Annotated in this window: 19 protein-coding genes; 15 read left to right on the forward strand and 4 right to left on the reverse strand. The window is 42.1% G+C overall.

Features of this window, described 5'->3' with window-relative positions:
• A partial coding sequence (locus R6U02_RS06035; protein ID WP_410262721.1) for a HEAT repeat domain-containing protein occupies positions 1-500 on the forward strand: 500 nt, incomplete at its 5' end.
• Positions 501-511: 11 nt separating this feature from the next.
• Positions 512-1,021: a tRNA (cytidine(34)-2'-O)-methyltransferase gene (locus tag R6U02_RS06040; protein WP_410262722.1), complete on the forward strand. Its 510-nt coding sequence runs from the start codon at positions 512-514 to the stop codon at positions 1,019-1,021.
• Between the two features lie 155 nt (positions 1,022-1,176).
• On the opposite strand, the gene argS is transcribed toward R6U02_RS06040, so the two are convergent.
• Positions 1,177-2,871 carry an arginine--tRNA ligase gene (gene argS / locus R6U02_RS06045; RefSeq protein WP_410262723.1) on the reverse strand — a complete coding sequence of 565 codons (1,695 nt, stop codon included), beginning with the start codon at positions 2,869-2,871 and terminating at the stop codon, positions 1,177-1,179.
• A gap of 290 nt (positions 2,872-3,161) precedes the next feature.
• Between argS and argR the strand changes: the two genes are divergently transcribed.
• Together argR and R6U02_RS06055 are read left to right on the forward strand one after the other, a co-directional pair.
• Positions 3,162-3,626, forward strand: a complete 465-nt coding sequence (gene argR / locus R6U02_RS06050) for an arginine repressor (RefSeq protein ID WP_410262724.1) — start codon at positions 3,162-3,164, stop codon at positions 3,624-3,626.
• 53 nt (positions 3,627-3,679) lie between these two features.
• Positions 3,680-5,191, forward strand: coding sequence for a phosphomannomutase/phosphoglucomutase (locus tag R6U02_RS06055; protein WP_410262725.1), 1,512 nt, complete (start codon positions 3,680-3,682; stop codon positions 5,189-5,191).
• 134 nt (positions 5,192-5,325) lie between these two features.
• On the opposite strand, the gene zwf is transcribed toward R6U02_RS06055, so the two are convergent.
• Positions 5,326-6,774 carry a glucose-6-phosphate dehydrogenase gene (zwf, locus tag R6U02_RS06060; protein ID WP_410262726.1) on the reverse strand — a complete coding sequence of 483 codons (1,449 nt, stop codon included), beginning with the start codon at positions 6,772-6,774 and terminating at the stop codon, positions 5,326-5,328.
• Between the two features lie 253 nt (positions 6,775-7,027).
• Between zwf and R6U02_RS06065 the strand changes: the two genes are divergently transcribed.
• Positions 7,028-8,347: a DEAD/DEAH box helicase gene (locus tag R6U02_RS06065; RefSeq protein ID WP_410262727.1), complete on the forward strand. Its 1,320-nt coding sequence runs from the start codon at positions 7,028-7,030 to the stop codon at positions 8,345-8,347.
• 54 nt (positions 8,348-8,401) lie between these two features.
• Here the strand turns inward: R6U02_RS06065 and R6U02_RS06070 are convergent, their stop codons facing one another.
• Positions 8,402-9,178, reverse strand: a complete 777-nt coding sequence (locus R6U02_RS06070; protein WP_410262728.1) for a DUF1189 domain-containing protein — start codon at positions 9,176-9,178, stop codon at positions 8,402-8,404.
• Positions 9,179-9,383: 205 nt separating this feature from the next.
• Here R6U02_RS06070 and R6U02_RS06075 point away from each other — a divergent pair, with 205 nt between their 5' ends.
• Together R6U02_RS06075 and R6U02_RS06080 are read left to right on the forward strand one after the other, a co-directional pair.
• Positions 9,384-9,992, forward strand: a complete 609-nt coding sequence (locus tag R6U02_RS06075; protein ID WP_410262729.1) for a superoxide dismutase — start codon at positions 9,384-9,386, stop codon at positions 9,990-9,992.
• 708 nt (positions 9,993-10,700) lie between these two features.
• Positions 10,701-12,893 carry a peptidoglycan D,D-transpeptidase FtsI family protein gene (locus R6U02_RS06080; RefSeq protein WP_410262730.1) on the forward strand — a complete coding sequence of 731 codons (2,193 nt, stop codon included), beginning with the start codon at positions 10,701-10,703 and terminating at the stop codon, positions 12,891-12,893.
• Positions 12,894-13,008: 115 nt separating this feature from the next.
• Here R6U02_RS06080 and rpmG read toward each other — a convergent pair whose 3' ends face one another.
• Complete coding sequence (gene rpmG / locus R6U02_RS06085) at positions 13,009-13,158, reverse strand: 50S ribosomal protein L33 (protein ID WP_410262731.1); 150 nt, start codon at positions 13,156-13,158, stop codon at positions 13,009-13,011.
• Positions 13,159-13,404: 246 nt separating this feature from the next.
• Here rpmG and R6U02_RS06090 point away from each other — a divergent pair, with 246 nt between their 5' ends.
• The 8 genes from R6U02_RS06090 to R6U02_RS06125 all read left to right on the forward strand — a co-directional run bounded on the left by R6U02_RS06090 (position 13,405) and on the right by R6U02_RS06125 (position 19,892).
• Positions 13,405-13,764: a hypothetical protein gene (locus tag R6U02_RS06090; protein WP_410262732.1), complete on the forward strand. Its 360-nt coding sequence runs from the start codon at positions 13,405-13,407 to the stop codon at positions 13,762-13,764.
• 27 nt (positions 13,765-13,791) lie between these two features.
• Entirely contained in the window at positions 13,792-14,325 is a 534-nt protein-coding gene (locus R6U02_RS06095; RefSeq protein ID WP_410262733.1) for a hypothetical protein, read from the forward strand.
• 77 nt (positions 14,326-14,402) lie between these two features.
• Positions 14,403-14,729, forward strand: a complete 327-nt coding sequence (locus R6U02_RS06100; RefSeq protein WP_410262734.1) for a hypothetical protein — start codon at positions 14,403-14,405, stop codon at positions 14,727-14,729.
• 163 nt (positions 14,730-14,892) lie between these two features.
• Positions 14,893-15,603, forward strand: a complete 711-nt coding sequence (locus R6U02_RS06105; protein WP_410262735.1) for a rhomboid family intramembrane serine protease — start codon at positions 14,893-14,895, stop codon at positions 15,601-15,603.
• A gap of 27 nt (positions 15,604-15,630) precedes the next feature.
• Positions 15,631-16,614: an ROK family glucokinase gene (locus tag R6U02_RS06110; protein WP_410262736.1), complete on the forward strand. Its 984-nt coding sequence runs from the start codon at positions 15,631-15,633 to the stop codon at positions 16,612-16,614.
• Positions 16,615-16,812: 198 nt separating this feature from the next.
• Positions 16,813-17,796 carry a hypothetical protein gene (locus R6U02_RS06115; protein ID WP_410262737.1) on the forward strand — a complete coding sequence of 328 codons (984 nt, stop codon included), beginning with the start codon at positions 16,813-16,815 and terminating at the stop codon, positions 17,794-17,796.
• Positions 17,797-17,838: 42 nt separating this feature from the next.
• Positions 17,839-18,270, forward strand: a complete 432-nt coding sequence (locus R6U02_RS06120; RefSeq protein WP_410262738.1) for a rhodanese-like domain-containing protein — start codon at positions 17,839-17,841, stop codon at positions 18,268-18,270.
• 143 nt (positions 18,271-18,413) lie between these two features.
• Positions 18,414-19,892 carry an MDR family MFS transporter gene (locus R6U02_RS06125; RefSeq protein WP_410262739.1) on the forward strand — a complete coding sequence of 493 codons (1,479 nt, stop codon included), beginning with the start codon at positions 18,414-18,416 and terminating at the stop codon, positions 19,890-19,892.
• Positions 19,893-20,293 lie beyond the last annotated feature (401 nt).

A 20,293-nucleotide genomic window follows, 5' to 3' on the forward strand; every position in this document is an offset into this window, starting at 1 on the left:
GCTACATGCCGAAAGAATACCGCCGCAAAATGGGGCACATGATCTATGGGTGTGATATCTGCCAGATCGTCTGTCCGTACAACAAAGGCATCGACTCGCATTTCCATGAAGAGATGGAACCCGATCCGGTCAACACCACGCCGGAACTCAAACCGCTTTTGACCATTTCCAATCGAGATTTCAAAGACACGTTCGGTGATTTGGCGGGATCGTGGCGCGGCAAGAAACCGCTGCAGCGTAATGCCATCATCGCTTTAGCCAATTACCGGGATTACACCGCAGTCCCAGACTTGCTGAATGTCATTGATAATGATGTAAGACCAATGATCAGAGGTACAGCCGCATGGGCGGTCGCTACCATCACGAGTAAACGTCCCAATGAAGAGATCGTTTTGTTTCTAGAGGAAGCGGTCAAGAAAGAAACGGAAGCAGAAACGATCGGTGAATTCAACGAAGCCATTGATGAATTGAAAGCCCGATTAAATAAATTGAACGACTGAGGAGAGATTGCGTGACCAATCATATTGCATTATTTGAACCCCTGATACCCGCTAACACCGGAAACATTTCCAGGACGTGTGCGGGAACGAACACCACGTTACACTTGATCGAACCCTTAGGATTCAGTACTGACGATAAACAGCTGAAACGCGCCGGGCTCGATTATTGGGATAAAGTAGGGATCCGGTATCACAAAAATCTGGATGCCTTTTTAGAAGTGGTTGGCGACAGTCCGCTTTATCTGATTTCGAAATTTGCGGAAAATGTTTATTCTGATGTCGATTTCTCTGATACGTCTAAAGATCATTACTTCTTATTCGGGAAAGAAACGACCGGCCTGCCCGAAAAATTCATGCAGGAGAACCCCGAGAAGTGTCTGCGTATCCCGATGAATGACGAGCATATCCGCTCGCTCAATTTATCCAATACCGCAAATATCCTGATTTACGAAGCCTTGAGACAACAGGATTTTGCAGGGCTCGACCAGGTCTACACGTACGAAAACGATAAACTGAAATAAAGTCAAACAGCGATAGTGTCTACTTCTTTTCGTTGAAGAAGAACGAAGAAACCGACTTCAAGCCGGTTTCAACCTTACAGAACAGATTGTTCAAAACAAAAACCGCCGTCTCCCCAGATAAAAGGGGAGACGGCGGTTTTAAACTTTTCAGGTTTTTACATTTGATTGGGTGCCTGAACGCCAAGAATACGCAAGTCTTCTTTAAGCACTTCAGTTATTGCGAAAACTAAGGCTAAGCGAGCCTCTTTTTCTTTGTTTTCATCCAAGACGCGAACATTCGCATAAAACTTATTAAACGCTTGAGCTAAGCTGACCGCGTGTTTAGCAATGATCGATGGTTCGTAGTTTTCATACGCACGTTTGACCGTGTTAGGATATTCCTGCAGTAATTTGATGACTTCCCAGCTATACTCATCACTGAGTTCGAAGGCGTTTGAAGCATCAAAGTCAGAAACTTCAGCTTTTTTCAAAATACTCATTGCACGTGCACGAGTGTACTGGACGTAAGGGCCGGTTTCGCCTTCAAACTGTACGACTTCTTCGATCGTAAAGTCGAAACTGTTTAAGCGGTCAATTTTCAAGTCGTGGAACACAACAGCGCCAACACCGACTTGTTCTGCAACGATTTCTTTGTTTGGCAGATCAGGATTTTTATCCTCGATCTGTTTCAATGCCAGAGCACTTGCTTCATTTAGAACTTCTTCCAGCAAGACGACTTTACCTTTACGTGTGGACAGTTTCTCGCCGTCTTTGGTGATCAAACCAAAAGGAATATGGTGGATATCGTCTGCCCAGTCGATGCCTGCTTCAGTTAAAACGGCTTTCAATTGTTTGAAGTGGTTCGATTGTTCTTGACCGACGACGTATAAGGCTTGAGAAAAGTCATATGTTTTCTTTCGATAGAAAGCAGCGGCTAAGTCACGCGTGATGTATAAGGTTGCGCCGTCTGATTTCATGATCAGAGCTGGATTCAAGCCATATTTTTCGAGGTCAACGATGTGAGCCCCTTGATCGGCAGACAATAAGTGTTTATCATCGAGTAACTTGACGACTTCTTCCATTTTATCATTATAAAAAGCTTCGCCTTTGGTGGAATCAAAGTGAATACCGAGACGGTCATAAACTTTATTGAATACGTTGAGAGATTCTTCTCTGAACCAAGTCCACAATTCGGTCGCTTCTTCATTTCCTTCTTCCAGCTTCTTGAACCATAAGCGGGCTTCATCGTCCAGAGACGGATCATCTTCAGCTACCTCATGGAATTTTACATACAGGCGTAATAGTTCTTCGATCGGATTTTCTTGGACTTTTTCTTTGGAACCCCATTTTTTATAAGCGGTGATCAGTTTGCCGAACTGTGTGCCCCAGTCACCTAAATGATTGATGCGTACAGGAGTGAAGTCGACTTTTTCGAAAATATTTGCCAATGAATTGCCGATAACGGTCGAGCGCAGGTGACCCATAGACATGGGTTTGGCGATATTTGGAGAAGACATATCGATAGGAACGTTGGCGCCGTTACCGATTTTCAGATTCCCGAAATCGCTTTTTTCTGCGATGACTTCTTGTAAGACCGCACTGGACACTGTTTCTTTTTTCAAGAAGAAGTTGATGTAAGGTCCAACGATCTGCATATGGTCAATAAGTGGTGAAGCTATTTTTTCGCCGACGTCTTGAGCAATTTGTGCTGGATTCTTTCTTAACAATTTAGCTAACTGGAACGTGGGAAAAGCAACGTCTCCGTGATCCGAGTGTTTAGGTTTTTCAAGCAAAAGTTTAATTTCATTTAATTCTAAAGATTCGTGCAGTTCTTCATGTATCGCTTCCGCGATGATTTGTTTATAGTCCATTAAAAGACCTCCTGTATTTGATAGTTGACCCTTAAATTTTTTTAATACGTGTGCATAAAAAAAGGGCTTTTTTTTTGAATAGTCAAAAGTCTAGCCGGTTCCGATTACATAAGTATTAATCACTTGTATTATAGCAAAGCTAGCCGAGACTAGCAAGATTTTCTATCGAACCTCGCTTGATTTTAGTCATTCTAAAATAAAAGATCGAGGTAGAATCAGATGAATGTTTATGCGAAATAAGTTATAATCGATTTATATATATATATCAGTCTATAGAAAGTAGGGAGGATATGCGGAAATCAGAAAGACAGATGCTAATCAAGCAAATCGTGTTGAATCATGATGTTTCCACTCAGGATGAGCTGCTGGAACGCCTGCGCGAGAAAGGTATCAAGGCGACACAGGCAACCATTTCACGTGACATAAAAGAACTGAATTTGATTAAATCGACAGCTTCAGACGGCGGGGTCAAATATATCCTGTATCAGAATAATCAGATTACAATGGAAGAAAAACTATCTTCGACAATAAAAAGTGTCGTGATCGGGATCACTCATGTGGAGTTTTTGAATGTCGTCAAAACGATACCCGGAAATGCACACGTCATCGGCGCATTGGTCGATGATATCCACTATCCTGAGATCGTAGGCACCGTAGCGGGAAACGATACGATCATGCTGGTTTCCAAAACAAAGGAAGAAGCGGAGAAAGTTTACCATCATTTTGATGAACTGCTAGAAGAACCCGATCAATAAAGCGAATCGATCAGTCACTATAACCATACGATACGATATAAGGGGCGAATATAATGACGAAGACAAATTTAACGCATTTGCAAAACGGTTCAGACATTAGAGGGTTTGCTCTGGATACTGAAAACAACAAGAAAAACCTGACGGAAGAAACTGTGAAAAAAATAGCCAATGGTCTGATCGGATGGTGGACCGAAAAAACAGACAAACCGTTAACGCAAACGACGATCACGATCGGACACGACAGTCGTCTTACCGGTCCTGCAATCAAAAACTGGCTGACCGATGTTTTCACCAAATCAGGTATAGCAGTCATTGACGCTCAAATGGCAACCACGCCAGCGTTATTCATGTCTACACAATATGATGAGTTCAAATCCGATATCGGTATCATGATCACTGCGAGCCATTTGCCGATGGAATATAACGGCCTGAAATTTTTCACTAACGAAGGCGGCCTCGAGCACGAAGATATCGAAATGATTCTGTCATTAGCAGATAAAGAAAACGATTATGCGGTCGAATCACCTTCACAAAAAAGTGAGAAAGATTTACTCTCTGTCTACGCGGCCGATCTGGTCATGAAAATCAGGACAGCGTTGAAAGTGGATGAAGAGGCGAAACCGTTAAGCAACCGTAAAATCATTGTGGATGCGGGAAATGGTGCCGGTGGCTTTTTCGCTGAGAAGGTACTGAAAGTCTTGGGAGCCGACATCTCAGGCAGTCAATTCTTGAATCCTGACGGGACATTCCCTAATCATGAACCCAACCCCGACAATAAAGAAGCCATGCAGAGCATTTCGGAAGCCGTCTTGGCGAACCAGGCCGATCTGGGTATTATTTTTGATACGGATGTCGACCGCTCTGCTATTGTTGACAGTAAAGGGAATGGCATCAACCGCAATAACTTGATCGGTCTGATCGGTGCGATAGTGCTGGAGGAAAATCCAGGAACCACCATCGTGACCAATTCACCCGTATCCGACCACCTGATCCGCTTTGTTGAGGAGATGGGGGGGGAAGTTGACCGCTATATCTCAGGGTACAGAAACGTGATCAACCGTGGGATTTCTTTAAACAAAGAAGGCGTGGATTGTGCACTGGCGATCGAAACGAGTGGCCATGCTGCGCTGAGAGAAAATTTCTTCCTGGACGATGGTGCCTATTTAGCAGCTAAAATCGTTGCCAAAGAAGCTGAATTGACTAAAGACAATAAGAGCGTCACTGATTTGATTAAACACCTGAAACAACCGGCCGAAACTGAAGAGATCCGTTTTGTCATCACAAATCCGGATTACAAAGAAATCGGTTTGAATACGCTGGACCGCTTTGCAAAATGGGTGAACAACATCGACGGCTTTACCTTGGTTCCAGACAATCTGGAAGGTGAGCGCGTACAGTTAAGCGAACCCTACGGACAGGGCTGGCTACTTTTACGAATGAGTCTGCACGAACCTAAACTGGTCCTGCAAATCGAAAACGATAAAGCGGGGACGATCCCTTCCGTAAAAGATAAATTAAAATCCTTTTTCCATTATGAAAAAGATATAAACAACAACAAATTGTAAAGAACGGGTGCGTCAGAAATAGCATTCAAACCCGCTTTTTTCAGCGCATACTTATCCGATAATTGCCAAAGCAGCCTATAAAAAAATGCCTTACCAGCGATGAAAGTCACTGGTAAGGCATTTTTTCTATTCTATTATTCTTTGGGATCGTAAATCCATTTCTGATCGTCTTTTGCTAATAACTCGTTTGCTTCTTCTGGACCCATGGTGTGGGCAGGGTAGAAAGGAATGCTTTCTTCATTCTGATTCCATGCCTGTCTGATATGATCGACATACTTCCAGGAAGAGGCAACTTCGCCCCAATGAGCAAAGTTCGTTTCGTCACCATTCAAGGCATCCAAGATCAATTTTTCATAAGCTTCAGGACTTTCTTTGATCGTTTTTTCAGAACGGATGGAACTCAGTGTGACCGGTCTGAGCTGCATACCCGGTCCGATTTCTTTATCGTTCAGCTGGATCTCAAAGCCTTCTTTAGGACTGATGTGGATGGTCAGGAGCGAATCGTTTTCTTCAAACAACTGCTTCTCTGTTTTATTCCATAGGACATCGATACGGGATGTTTTTTCTTTCATGCGTTTACCTGTTCGAATGTAGATAGGGACATCGCGCCATTTATCTGTATCGATGACTACTTTTCCGGCCACGAAAGTCTCAGTCAGAGAGTCAGGATCCACTTTGTCTTCATCACGGTAGCCCTTTGCTTCGCCGTCGTTTGAAGTTTGATACTGACCCCTTACGAATTCCTGATCTACATTCGGTTGTTTAAGCGATTCAAGTATCGCCAGTTTTTGCTCGCGGATATCAGTTGTTGAGAAGGATTCGGGCTCGTCCATCGTGAGTAAGCTAACCACCTGTAAAACGTGATTTTGAACCATGTCTCTCAATGCACCAGTTTTATCGTAGTATTCTCCGCGTTCTTCAACGCCTAATTCTTCTGCTAAAGTGATTTGAATAGAAGAAATCGACTTACTATTCCAGCTTTCCTGGATGATACGGTTGGAGAAACGCAGCGCTAGGATCGTCTGTACCATTTCTTTGCCTAAATAGTGATCGATACGATAGAGCTGCTCCTCGTCAAATGAGGCTTTGATTTCATCGTTGAGTTGTTTGGAGGATTCTAAATCTGTGCCAAATGGTTTCTCGATGATGACACGATTGAATCCGTTCTCTGTCACTAACTGCTGATCTTTCAAATGAGTGGTAATGGTTCCGAAAAACATAGGAGACATTGAAAGAAAGAAGATACGGTTGCCTCCAATTTCATATTTGTCGTCCAGTGAATCAGCTAAATCTTTCAGCGTATGATAATGTGCGGTATCTTTCACATTATGAGACTGGTATCTGAAGTGACTTGAAAAATCTATGGCGTCATCTTCTGAATCAGCAAGAGACTCGATCGATTCTTTAACGACGTTTTGATAATACTCATCCGACCATTCTCTTCGCGCTGTACCGATAACAGCAAAATGGTCACGTAAATATCCCTTTTTAAATAACCGGTATAAGGCGGGATATAATTTTCGAGAAGCTAAATCTCCGGTAGCTCCAAATATTATATATAAAGCTTTTATTTCTTTAGACATTGTTTCTCCTCTTTTCTACATGACGCGCATGTTCATACAGCCTGTTACTATTTTACTTTTTATTGACTCAGCAATCAACTTATTTGCCACATCTTTGTGAAAGTGTTTAAGGACAGACGACGAGAAAAGTAAGTCAAAGTAAGGCAATAATAAGTTTTCATTGCCTTTCATTAATAAGAAAATAAATATAAATGTAGATTGATTGGCTTTCCTTTGGTACAATACGTAGTAGTAAAGAAATGAGGAATGAAAAATGAAACACCCATTCGATAAATTTAATCTACCTGATTATTTAATTGAAGCAATAAAAGAAATTGGTTTTGATAAACCGACTGAAATACAGGAAAAAGTTATTCCTGTAGTGAAAAAAGGTCGAGATATTATTGGACAATCCCAAACAGGTTCCGGTAAAACACATGCGTTCTTACTTCCATTGTTTAATCAAATCGATCCTAAAAAAGCAGAAGTCCAGGTGGTTATCACTGCACCGAGTCGAGAACTGGCTGAACAATTAGCCAACGCTGCGACTCAGTTAGCGAGCCATTCTCCAGAAGAAATCAATGTACAGACAATCATTGGTGGAACGGATAAGAATAGACTGATCCAGAAACTTCAACACTCTCAACCACAAGTTGTGATCGGAACACCGGGTCGGTTACTTGATGTTATTGAAAGTAATGACCTGCGTATTCACACGTCTCAGTATATGGTCGTGGATGAAGCCGATATGACACTGGACATGGGGTTCCTGGAAGATGTCGACAAGATTGCGACACGTCTACCTGAAAAAGGTAAGATGCTCGTCTTTTCAGCGACTGTTCCACAAAAATTGCAACCCTTCTTGAAGAAGTACATGCATAGTCCGATCGTCATTGAAGTGGAAAACAAGCAGATCATTGCGGATACCGTTGAGAACTGGTTGATTTCTACAAAAGGTAAAAATAAAATTGAATTGATCCATCAATTGCTCACTATCGGACAACCGTATATGGCTTTAGTATTTGCTAATACAAAAGAATACGTAGATGATATTGCCCACCAGTTGAAGAAAAAGGGACTGAAAGTAGCAGTCATTCACGGTGGTATTACGTCACGCGAACGTCGAAGAGTGATGAGACAGATTCAAAATCTGGAATTTCAATATGTCGTGGCAACTGATTTAGCTGCTCGTGGTATCGATATCGAAGGGATCTCACATGTAATCAATGCTGAAGTTCCTCAAGATTTAGACTATTTTGTCCACCGTGTCGGCCGTACCGGTCGTAACCAGCTCAGTGGTATTGCGATCACGCTTTTTGGTCCAGATGATGAGCAAGATATTGCCTTGATCGAAAAACGAGGTATCAGCTTCCAGCCTAAAGAAATCAAAAATGGTGAAGTCGTTGATTCTTATGACCGTAACCGCAGAGATCACCGTAAAGGTAAGAACGTGAATAAAACTGATTTCGATCCCGAAATTCACGGATTAAGAAAGAAATTGAAAAAGAACGTCAAACCCGGATACAAACGAAAAATCGAACGTAAAAAAGAAGAAAAAAGAATACGCGCATTCCGACTTAAGTCAAAAAAATAAAGAACAAAAAAGACCGTCACGGCTGGATTATCCAGCCGTGACGGTCTTTTTTTGTTATATCGTCTGATTTTTCTTGTAATTTTTCAAGGATGAATACAAGAAATATAGCGCAAAACCTAATTTTATTTCGAAAACAAAAGGTAAAAAGAAACCGAATGCTTCAAATACCGCAATGACTATGGTCGGAACGCTGAGCGCTACAAGCGCCATTCGTGCTAATTTTTTGAATGGAAGAGTAACTCTGGTAAGTGTCTTCAAGACATTTGCAAACAAGGCAACGATCAACCATTCATATAATAGGCTGAGGCCGCTTGCCAAATAGGTGACAAGGAAGATCGATAACAATACGACGGGAGAAAAACGTCCCAATTGAGAAAAGACTTCCTTAAATTGAGTATCGTCGAAGCCGTTTAATTGTTCATAGGAAAGAGGTAAGCCCTGACCGAGGACATTCAGATAAAACTGGTCCTCCATTAACCCTACACCGATCGGTACATTTAAACGTTCGATATTATTATCGATTTCCTCGATTTTGATTGACCCATTCGGATCAAAGAAAAACAAAAATGAATCTGTTTGATGAATGTAAGAATCTTCATCGGTTTCAACCACCAATTCATTGTCCCTGATTTCAAAAACCGGGAGTGTTTCAGTGATCTCCTGACCATCTACTCTCAGACTCCCCATCACTGATAGCAAAATAGAGGCCATGGAAAAGGTAATAATGAGTGCAAGTAAAGAAAAATAATAAAAAAGATGTTTCCGTGACATTTCATTTGCGTGGTAAAGATGCTGAGGATCGGTAAATCCCAGCTTCAAATATTCTTTCATAATTTAACGCCTTTCTTAAGTAAGTAATAAAGTAAGTTTACTTCTAAAACAGGTAAAAAGCAATCATATTTTAGATGGCTAAAGCCTGCGAGGGTCGTAAACTCATCAGACAGGCTCTTACTTTCTATAAGTGTTTTTAATTGAAAAATATGTCTGAAATGTTACAATAGTTATGTACGATAAAAAAATAGGGGGAATGTTCACTATGACATATACTTTACCAGATTTACCATACGCTTATGATGCATTAGCACCAACGATCGACGAGGAAACGATGCATTTACATCATGACAAGCATCACTCCGGTTATGTGACTAAAACAAATAAAGCTCTGGAAAACAATCCAGAATTAGCTGAATTAAGTATCGAAGAGTTAATGAAAAAATTAGACTCTGTACCTGAAGGTATCAAAACAGCTGTTAGAAATAACGGCGGCGGACATGCTAACCACTCACTCTTCTGGGAAATCCTTTCACCAAACGGTGGCGGCGAGCCCACAGGTGAATTAGCAAATGCAATTAAAGAAACTTTCGGAGACTTTGAGTCATTCAAAGAAAAATTCAGTACTGCAGCAACTGGACGTTTCGGTTCAGGTTGGGCCTGGTTAGTGGTTTCTGATGGGAAACTGGAAGTAATGGATACATTAAACCAGGACTCTCCTTATTCTGTAGGTAAGACACCTATCTTAGGAATCGATGTTTGGGAACATGCTTATTACCTAAACTATCAGAACAGACGTCCTGATTACGTTAAAGCTTTCTGGAATGTTGTTAACTGGGAAGAAGTAGCTAAACGTTATAACGACGCAAAATAATTATTAGCGATATGAAAGGCTAGGACCTATGTCCTAGCCTTTTTCCTTATATAAATCTTTAAATTCAAGCGAAAAGGAAAGTTCAGATATGAATTCTGGAAGCTCTACTCGGAAATTTATCAGAAAAGGCACTTAATACCGGATTGCGTGCCCTTCGTGATTGGAATCAAGAGCTGAAGGGCACGGAAGAGCGGATTGCGTGCCCTTCGTGATTGGAATCGAGAGCTGAAGGGCACGGAAGAGCGGAATGCGTGCCCTTCGTAATTGGAATCGAGAGCTGAAAGGCACGGAACAGCAGATAGCGTGCCCTTCGCACCAAGGACGAGCAGCTGAAGGGGACGGAACATCAAAATGCGTGCCCTTCGCACCAAGGACGAGCAGCTGAGAGTCGTGCAATGCCACATCAGGACACCAGAATCTCTCAGAGTGACACCCAGCCCCAGCTATCGGATCGGCACATAAACGGACCACATACCGTCCTTGTCACGTATGCTTAATTAATAATGAATTGGATCGTTTTATTGATGAAATGAAGTTCCTTAAAAAATAAAGACATAAAAGAGTCACAGTATCGTCGCTTTAATCACAGGGAGGCTGTGGCATTTTAATTATCGATTTGGTACACTAGTAGGAGTATGAAAATGTAAAGCATCACTGAAATGAAAATAATCTGGGGAAGTCGCTTACATAGCAATAGGAGGAAATGAATTGAAAGCACCAAAACAGAAAAGAGCCAATAAAAAGAAGTCACATATTCCCTTTCGTTTAAATTTATTATTTTTTACTGTTTTTTTACTTTTTTCAAGTCTTATTTTACGGTTGGCCTATCTACAAATAGTGCGCGCCGATGAATACCAATCAGAAGTTGAACGGACAGAACGGACCACGATCACAGGGAGCGTACCCAGAGGCGAGATTTTTGACGCGAATTTAAATAAACTGGTCGGCAACGAAGCGAGACACTCCATCACCTATACACGTGGTAAAAACGTACCTGCAAGTCAGATGGCGAAAGTGGGGTATGACTTAGCTGATTATATTTCGATGCCTCACACAACAGCGTTTGATGTTGAGCGAAGCTATGACTTGAGTGAACGTGATCTGAAAGACTACTTTATAGCCCGCAACCAAGAAGAAATCCGCGAACGCTTGTCTGACGATGAACTGCGTTTAGCCGGACCCGAGTCTTATCAAGTGATGCTGAAAAGCGTTTCAACGGATGAGATTCGCTCTTTTGAAGAAAGGGACCTAAAAGCCGCAGCCATATTCAAAAAAATGAATGCCGCCTATTCATTAAGTACAGTCAATTTGAAAAATACAGATGTCACGCAGGAAGAAATTGCTCGTGTCAGTGAAAACCTGGATAAATTTCCGGGGATCGATACCGGTACGGATTGGGTCAGATATTATCCGGAAGGCGACATGCTTAGTTCGATTATAGGCAGTGTCACGACCGAAGAAAAAGGTGTGCCTGAGGACGGATTAAAAACATATCTGGCCAGAGGTTATTCCAGAAACGACAGAGTAGGAAGCAGTTATTTAGAAGAACAGTATGAGACAGTCTTAAAAGGGACAAAATCAAAAATTGAAACGGAAACGAATACCAGTGGGGACATTATCAATCAGATAGAGCAGTACTCCGGACAGAAAGGCGATAATTTAGTCCTCACGATGGATATCGATTTCCAGAAAACAGTCGAACAAATCGCCATAGATTCCTTAGCAGAACGTGAAGGCTTAAACAATAGCATCTATATCGCAGCAATGGACCCGCGTAATGGTGACATCTTAGCCATGACCGGTAAAGAAGTGGAAGATGGTGAAGTGAAAGATAAAACTTATGGTGTTTTCTTTGAGAACTTCAACATGGGTTCTGCCGTTAAAGGCGCTACCGTTTTGTCCGCGTATATGGATGGGGTCCTGGACAGCAGCAATAATGTCATTGTCGACCAGCCTTTAGAAATCCAAGGTTCCAATTCCATCTCATCCGTGTTCAATAGATACGGAGCAGAGGCGGTAAATGATATCACAGCCTTGGAAGTGTCTTCAAACGTCTACATGTCACGACTCGCCATGCGCATGGGCGGCGAATGGGATTATACAAAAGGTATGTCGTTAAATATTGATGGACAGGAGCTGCTGGAAAAACAGCGTCAGTACTTTGCTCAGTTTGGTTTAGGCGTCCCTACAGGCATCGATTTGCCGTCAGAATCGAATGGATTCGCTGGACCCGGAACAGGCCCATACGAAGGCCTATTCTTTTCGTTTGGACAGTATGATATGTATACACCACTTCAATTGCTGCAATACGTTTCGACTATTGCCAATGACGGCACACGCATCGCACCAAGATTGGTTTCTGAGATTCGTGGTACGGATACCGAAAATGGGAGTGTCGGCGCGCTCAAAACAGAAATACAGCCTGAAATATTGAATACGATCGATGTGTCAGAGTCGGTCATGGACCGCGTACAGCAAGGCTTTTATCAAGTAGTCAATGGAAGTAGAGGGAGTGCAAGAAATTATTTAGGGGACACACCTTATGTTTCTGCAGGTAAAACGGGCACAGCGCAAGCCTATTACTGGGATGAGGCGAAAAAAAGAATCACTGATGAAGTAACCAATATAACTTATGTCGGTTACGCCCCATTTGATGATCCTGAAATAGCCATAGCTGTTGTCGTCCCCTACTTACCGGTATCCAGCTCAGATCGATCGAATAGAGAAAATCTGAGAGCCTCACGTCGCGTTTTTGATGCTTATTTCAAAGCCGGGGAATTTAAAGAAGAGCCCTCCGGGGAATCGGTAGAAACGCTGGATGACTTGGTTAACGAAGCAGAAAATCTTGCTGAAGAAGAAAATACGACAGAAGAAGATATGCCAGAAGAAGTAGAGGAATAATCCACAATAAAAAAGGTTAGCCGCGTAAGGATCAGCGGCTTACCTTTTTTTTGCGCAAAAAAAGAAGATAAAAGCTATGAGCTTTTATCTTCTTTTCAAACATTTAGTTTAAAAATTATTTTGTTTCGCGGTGCAAAGTTAATTTGCGTTCACGTGGGCAATATTTTTTAATCTCTAAACGTTCAGTATTGTTACGTTTATTTTTAGATGTTAGGTAATTGCGTTCTTTACATTCTGTACATTCTAAGGTTACGTTTACTCGCATGATTGTCCCTCCCAATATTCCTGTTTTGAAGGCTATCAAACATGTTTGGTGTCTAGCCTTTCGCCTTGACTAGAATACCATGTTTTGACTGAAAATGCCAATCTTTTTTCAAAGTATTTATTTTTTTATAAAGATGATCTGGTTCATCATAAGATATAGACTGGATTTTCAGTAAACCTTTTTGTTTAATAAAAAATATGATATTATTTTAAAGTCGCTTTAAATCTAAATGAAGGAAGGGTATGTATGGAATTATGGATAGTAGCTAGTGTGCTTTTCGGATCAGCAGTGCTTGTGTTTGGTTATTCGTTTACACAAAAGCAGGAAAAAGAGCAGGCATATAAAGAGCTTGAATATTTTTCGCTGGAGGTCACTAAAACAGTTTATGATTTAAATGAACGTGTGAAGACCTTGGAAAGCGAGTTACAAGTAGCTGATCAGAAACTTGATTTCCCAATGCAAGTAACACAATTAAATAAAGACAACATCGTTACGCTGTTCACGAAGGGAGTTTCAACAGAAATCATTTCCAGGCAGTTGAGAATAGCTTCCGCTTCAGTTCAGGAAATCATTGATTCCTATATCGAAGAAGGCATCCGGTCGTAAATTACATATAGAAGGTGGAGAAGCGTTATGTCAAGAAAGACAAGTCGGATACTTGCGCTGGGGATACTCGCGGCCAGTATGATGGTCATGGGAATAGATTTAGCGGCTCCGAGTCAAATCCGAACCACTCAAGCAGAGGCCTCAGACTCTTTAATAGAAACGGTCTCGGAACTTGAGACTAGGATCGATGAATTAGAAGCAGAAAATGGGCAGTTAAAGGATGGACTTGACCGTTTGTCTGAAGGTTATTCCGGCACGCTGACCCTGTCAGACATTGAAGATAACCAGGAAAGTGATAGCGATAACGGCACGGACGGCGAGGAAGATGCTGAAAACAAAGTGACAGAAGATGAGGTCCAGGAATTCACAGTGACGGTGAGAGAAGGCGAACCTAGCAGCGTCGTGGCTGAACAATTAGAAGATCTCGGAATCATCGATGACCCTTATGCTTTCAATGACTTTCTGGAAAAAAACGGCTATGCTAAGAACGTGCGTCCCGGTAATTATGTTGTGACAACGAAGATGAACAACACGGAATTAGCCCAAGCTATCGTCAGATAAATCCAAGGGCTTATTTTTGTAAAATGATCTCTTTCCTTTAAAATAATAGTATAGGACACTTAAAGGAGAGGATACTGATGAAATTAGCTAAAATCACTTTGACCAGTGGTGCCACATATATGGTTAACCACTCTCCAAAAGAGGTTTATCAGCGAATCACTCACTCGGATGGAGAACCTAACAATCATATTCATCTTTTTGTTCTGGAAAATGGCCAGAAGATGTATATCAATGCGACATATATCCTGTCGATCGAAAAAGTTAGCTCGCATATGACAAACTTCCACCATGACCGCCGTGATGGTGAAAGTTTGTCAGAGCAAGTAGAAGAGAGTCAGAGGGTCAATGAGAACTTGGGAGCTACGAAAGAATTTAAAGAAGACCTCAACGGAAACATGGAATGATATACTCACCTATCTAAGTTTAATTGGATTAAAAGGTCCGGCCGAATAGGTTGACTTTTAGACGATGAACTTAGATATTTTTTGTGAAAACGCAATTAGTGATTGGGTCAGTGTATAAGGATATGCTATACTGTTTAGATAATGCAACAAGGGAGAGTAGACCGTGAATTATAAAACAAAATTGAAACTTCAAAGATGGAAAGCTGGACCGTTTATCGTTTATTCCATTCTGGCCGTAACCGGTGTCATGTTTTTGCTCCAGGAAATATTAGGTGGCAGTACCAACCAGTGGGTCCTTGTCCAATTGGGCGCAAAAGTAAATGAACTGATCGTCTTGGGTGACTGGTATCGATTGATCACACCCATGTTTCTTCACATCGGATTGATGCACTTAGTATTCAATGCGTTGATCATTTATTTTTTAGGCATCCAATTGGAGTCGATTTTTGGACACTGGCGCTTTTTTGCCTTATATTTTTTAAGCGGAATCGTTGGGAATGCGACAAGTTTCGCTTTCAACACGAGTATCTCGGCTGGAGCGAGTACGGCGATCTTTGGACTTTTCGGTTCAACACTCGTTCTCGTGAAACTTTATCCGGGTCATCCTCAGATCAAAGCAATGGCTAAGAATTTTTCACTCTTGATTATTCTGAACCTCGTTTTTGGTCTGTTTAGCCCGAATATCGATATGGCTGGACACGTCGGGGGATTAGTGGGCGGTTATATTGCGACCTTTGCTTTATCGACCCCACGAGCATGGAAAATCAATAGAAAGCAGCAATTGACTTATGCCTTTCTGTTTGTCAGCTTAGTCGTTCTACTGATCGTCATCGGATACAGTCGTTATGGCAATATAATGAATTTGTTTTCTTAAAAATCAACAGTTAATGGAGGAAAAGGGATGCAAAGTAAAAATATAATTGGCGTGGATTTAGGCGGGACAACAATAAAATTCGCCATCGTGACGCGTGAGGGTGTCATTTTAGACAAATGGAGTATCGATACGGATATTTCTGATGAAGGGAGCCACATCACCCCTTCGATCATCCAGTCCATCACGCAGCACATGAAAGAAAAGAACCTACAAGCAAGTGATTTCTTAGGTATCGGCATGGGCTCTCCGGGCACGGTCAATAAAAGCAAAGGGACCGTTATCGGTGCTTATAATTTAAACTGGAAAACAGAACAGCCGTTACAGGAAATGATAGAAGGCGCGACCAATATCCCGTTATTTATCGACAATGATGCCAACGTGGCAGCGCTTGGTGAAAAATGGATCGGTGCCGGCAACGATGAACCGAATGTTGTCTTCATCACACTAGGTACAGGTGTAGGTGGAGGCGTGATCGCGAATGGGGACCTGATTCACGGCGCAATTGGCGCAGCCGGAGAAATCGGCCATATAACAGTCGATCCTCACGGTTATAAATGTACCTGTGGAAAAAAAGGCTGTCTGGAAACAGTAGCCAGTGCCACCGGGATCGTCCGTGTAGCTAAAGACAAGGCTGCTGCTTTTGATCAGGACACTCCACTTAAAGAAGCTATTTTGGCCGGTGAAACCGTCGATGCCAAAGCTATTATGGATGCGGCCAAAGAAGGCGACGCATATGGTATCGCTATTGCTGACGAAATCAGCGATTACTTAGGCTTGGCTTGCGGGAATATCGCCAACATACTTAATCCATCTACAATTGTGATTGGTGGCGGGGTATCTAAAGCGGGAGAATTTTTAGTTGAACGTGTAAGAAGACAATTTGCCGTCTACGCTTTCCCGACCATCCGCAAGAGTACACATATCAGGATCGCCGAATTAGGTAATGATGCGGGTGTCATCGGAGCAAGTTCGCTGGTTATAAATGAGTCGATCCATCAAGCAAGTCACTAACAGACGAACCTTTTTATATGCTAATATAGTGGCATAAAGAATAATCTTGCAGAGGTGATGACAATGTTTGAAAAGAGAGCACACAACAGTTATGTGACTTTTCTTTTACTTTGTTGTTGCCTTTTTTTGTTTGCTTGCCAGAGGGGCCCGGATATCGCAGATGAACGACCTGTTCCCCCAGAGGAGAGCGAAACTGTCATGCTCACGCCGATAGACATTCAATATGAATCCTTTCAGAAAGTCATTGGATGGTTGACTGAAGATGAAATCCTTATTCATATCGGCAGCACGGAGGATCATGAACTCATTAAGTACAATATTTTTTCAGGAGAAAAGAGCACGATTTATAGCGGAGATACAGCTATCCTCTCAGTTCAAATAAATCAATCACGAGACGAGATTTTACTCCAAGAAGTAAGTGAGGCCTTCTCAAGGTTGACAGTGATCACGGCTGACGGCTTGACTGTTCAGACCACTCCCTTCGACTATTCAAGTTATGTGACATTCGATTGGAATCCTACCGACAACAACACCGTATTTATCTCTCACTATAGTTATGACCACGTCCAAGAATCTGAAATGATCCAGGTCTATATCTGGACAATAGACGAGAACACCCTCACTAAAAAAGACATCCCTTCATTATCTCCAAGGTGGTACTCTGCTAATGTTTATTTATACATTGACGAACTTGACACTAAAGCCTTGTACATCGGTGACATAAGGGAAGACCGGGAGGATATACTGCTCAACCGAGACATTATTGACTTTTTTTTAAATGGAGACACGTTTCTTGCCATCGTTGAATCAGACATTCAGGACGACGTAGTCCATCTCTTCCACGAGTATCCTTTTTTAGTGGGAGATAAGGTGATAAATATCCCCAAAGTTACAATGAACGAATATCCAGTGAAACCGCATCTCACACAGGCCACGCGTAACGGCAAAATATACGGGGTCATCCCTGATGACTCTTTTGCAGTAGAAGAGGATTTAGGAAACTATCATTTGTCATACTTGGATTTTGAAAATGAAGAAATTGAAGAAGTGCTCGAACTGAAAGAAGACGCGCCGATCGCACTGAGTCCATCGGAAGAGTATCTGCTATACGGTTGGCGTTTAGAATATATCGTGGATCTCTCTGACAAACGATTGATCCCGTTGTTAGAAGAGTTCAACTAAATTTAGACTAGAAAATTACCCTAGAGTAATGTAAACTGTAATATGAATAGAATAGAGAGGAAGTTTGCTTTGGATATATGGACAATTGCAACAATTATTTTGTGGGTTTTAATCATTGGCTACGCTGCGTATGAGGTTTTTTTACACTTTCAAAGAAAAAAAACGGCAACGCCACTGGACAATGAAGCGTTTAAAGAAAACATGCGTCGCGCTCAAATCGTGGATGTGAGAGAAAAAGATAATTTCAATGCCGGTCATATCCTGGGGGCGCGGAACATTCCATATTCTCAATTAAAACAGCGTGCGGGAGAATTGAGAAAAGATCAACCCATCTACTTATACGATGACAAGAAAACATTGAGTTATCGTGCTGCGATCCTGTTGAGTAAAAAAGGATTCGAAGATTTGTACGTCCTTCAAAAAGGTTACTCCGGCTGGGACGGAAAAATCAAACGCAAAAAACCATTAGACTGATTTAGTCGAATGGCTTGATTAATTTCATGATTTTTATCATAATTTAATAAGATGAAAAGGAAATCTCAGAGATTTCCTTTTTTTATTAGTCTATCTGTGTCAGCTGATACATGTTTACATATAAATAAAAAGGGAGTCGCCACGTGAACATCAAACAAACCAAGCTAGCTAAAGCAGGGATAGAGGCCTTAGTCAAACAACTGGACCGGAGAGATAACAACGAAGTGCCTATTGGTCTAGTCTATACAGCATTATTTATGGGGTCGCTTATGATCATCATAAACCAGACAGCCATAAAAACAGCTTTACCGACAATGATCATTGATCTGGACGTATCGCCATCGATCGGTCAATGGATGGTTTCCGGTTATACGTTGCTTAAGGGTATAATGGTCCCGATCACAGCCTTCGCCATGAATAAGTTTCGATCGAGAAATTTATTCGTGCTGATGATGCTGATTTTCAGTCTGGGTTCATTGATTGCGGCTTCAGGCATAAATTTCTACGTCGTCTTAGTCGGGACGCTGCTTCAAGGTGTCGGTGCCGGCATGATCATCCCTTTGATGCAGACGATCATCTTAACCGTTTCACCCATTGAGAAACGGGGTAGCGCCTTGGGTTTGATGGGTATTGTATTGGGGATAGGTCCGACGTTAGGTCCGGCAATGGGCGGCTGGGTCGTTGACAATCTTTCCTGGCACTATATTTTCTACTTTTTACTCCTCGGTTCACTCTTAGTGATCCCGCTTGCTATACTGACGCTTACCGATGTGCTGCCGATGGGAAACCCGACCTTGGACTGGGTATCGATCAGGCATTCACTCATTGGTTTCGGCCTTTTTCTTTTCGGATTATCCATTTTGGGATCGCAGGGATTTGATTCACTTATAGCCTGGGGCGGGATTCTGATAGGCGCACTGTTCATCGTGCTCTTTATTAGGCGGAACCTGAACAGCGACGAGCCGATGCTGAATGTATCGTTATTCAAAAACAGGACATTTGGTTTGGCCGTCATTATCGCCATGCTGGGACTGATGGTCATTACCGGCATCTCAAATGTCATGCCCATCTATGTTCAAACCGTTCTAGGTCGATCAGCAACTTTGTCCGGTTTGATCGTTTTGCCTGGTGGGATGCTGAAAGCCTTTATTTCACCGATCACCGGCAACTTTTACGATAAATATGGGGTGAAGGTGATTGGGCCTTTAGGCGGTGCGATCCTCTTTATCGGTACACTTCTATTAGTCTTTGTATCTACGTCAACACCCATATGGTTGATCGTTGGAACGTACCTTTTCTTGTCACTCGGTTTTGGCATTTTCAACATCCCGATCACTACCGCCGGCATGAACGCCTTACCTGATGAAGAAATGGGACATGCGACGTCAGCCAGACAAACGGTCAGACAAATCGGATCGAGTTTCGCCATTACGCTTGTTTTTGCTTCCATATCTGTCGTTTCTTCATTCGTCCATGCGCCTGCTGCAAACGCTGGAGGCAACCAGCCTGACATCAGTATTGAAGGGATTCGGGGCGGGTTTGGAATAATGGCCCTGCTGGCATTCATCGCATTTATCCTGACCTTCTTCTTAAGAGACAATAAACGAAAAGAAACTGTTTGATCCACCCATGAAAATCTCTCCGTATGGCTTTTTGGCATGGTCCTCCGTGAAAATGGAGGCGGAGCAGCGATTTTTTCAGATAATAGAGAGGAAAGCTGTTTATTCGATGAAAAAAAAATAGTGCAATTCCCTTTACTAACATGACTGATTGTCATTATACTGATACAATGGATATTAGAGGGTCAGCTGGTTTGTCAGTATGGCTTTCTGACCATTTCTTTCAAAAATAAGTTTACGTCCGACTTGTGATCAGCAGACGATGCTGACTGGAAAATCTGATTGGACTGTTCGCTACCATCGTATGCAGTTTTAACAACTTTAAATTTGAGTGACTAAAAAACTGATCCCGTTGCCGGTTCAGAAGCGTTCTGAACTATGAATGACAAGACAGCTTTCTTTAA

Origin of the sequence: Alkalibacterium sp. (assembly GCF_046484155.1) — a bacterium.
Lineage (GTDB): Bacteria > Bacillota > Bacilli > Lactobacillales > Carnobacteriaceae_A > Alkalibacterium.

What these genes read in the sequence shown, in the direction of transcription:
- argS (WP_410262723.1), bottom strand. Translation starts at nt 2,871, where the DNA reads ATGGACTATAAACAAATCATCGCGGAAGCGATACATGAAGAACTGCAC.
- argR (WP_410262724.1), top strand. Translation starts at nt 3,162, where the DNA reads ATGCGGAAATCAGAAAGACAGATGCTAATCAAGCAAATCGTGTTGAAT.
- R6U02_RS06055 (WP_410262725.1), top strand. Translation starts at nt 3,680, where the DNA reads ATGACGAAGACAAATTTAACGCATTTGCAAAACGGTTCAGACATTAGA.
- zwf (WP_410262726.1), bottom strand. Translation starts at nt 6,774, where the DNA reads ATGTCTAAAGAAATAAAAGCTTTATATATAATATTTGGAGCTACCGGA.
- R6U02_RS06065 (WP_410262727.1), top strand. Translation starts at nt 7,028, where the DNA reads ATGAAACACCCATTCGATAAATTTAATCTACCTGATTATTTAATTGAA.
- R6U02_RS06070 (WP_410262728.1), bottom strand. Translation starts at nt 9,178, where the DNA reads ATGAAAGAATATTTGAAGCTGGGATTTACCGATCCTCAGCATCTTTAC.
- R6U02_RS06075 (WP_410262729.1), top strand. Translation starts at nt 9,384, where the DNA reads ATGACATATACTTTACCAGATTTACCATACGCTTATGATGCATTAGCA.
- rpmG (WP_410262731.1), bottom strand. Translation starts at nt 13,158, where the DNA reads ATGCGAGTAAACGTAACCTTAGAATGTACAGAATGTAAAGAACGCAAT.
- R6U02_RS06090 (WP_410262732.1), top strand. Translation starts at nt 13,405, where the DNA reads ATGGAATTATGGATAGTAGCTAGTGTGCTTTTCGGATCAGCAGTGCTT.
- R6U02_RS06095 (WP_410262733.1), top strand. Translation starts at nt 13,792, where the DNA reads ATGTCAAGAAAGACAAGTCGGATACTTGCGCTGGGGATACTCGCGGCC.
- R6U02_RS06100 (WP_410262734.1), top strand. Translation starts at nt 14,403, where the DNA reads ATGAAATTAGCTAAAATCACTTTGACCAGTGGTGCCACATATATGGTT.
- R6U02_RS06110 (WP_410262736.1), top strand. Translation starts at nt 15,631, where the DNA reads ATGCAAAGTAAAAATATAATTGGCGTGGATTTAGGCGGGACAACAATA.
- R6U02_RS06115 (WP_410262737.1), top strand. Translation starts at nt 16,813, where the DNA reads ATGCTCACGCCGATAGACATTCAATATGAATCCTTTCAGAAAGTCATT.
- R6U02_RS06120 (WP_410262738.1), top strand. Translation starts at nt 17,839, where the DNA reads ATGAATAGAATAGAGAGGAAGTTTGCTTTGGATATATGGACAATTGCA.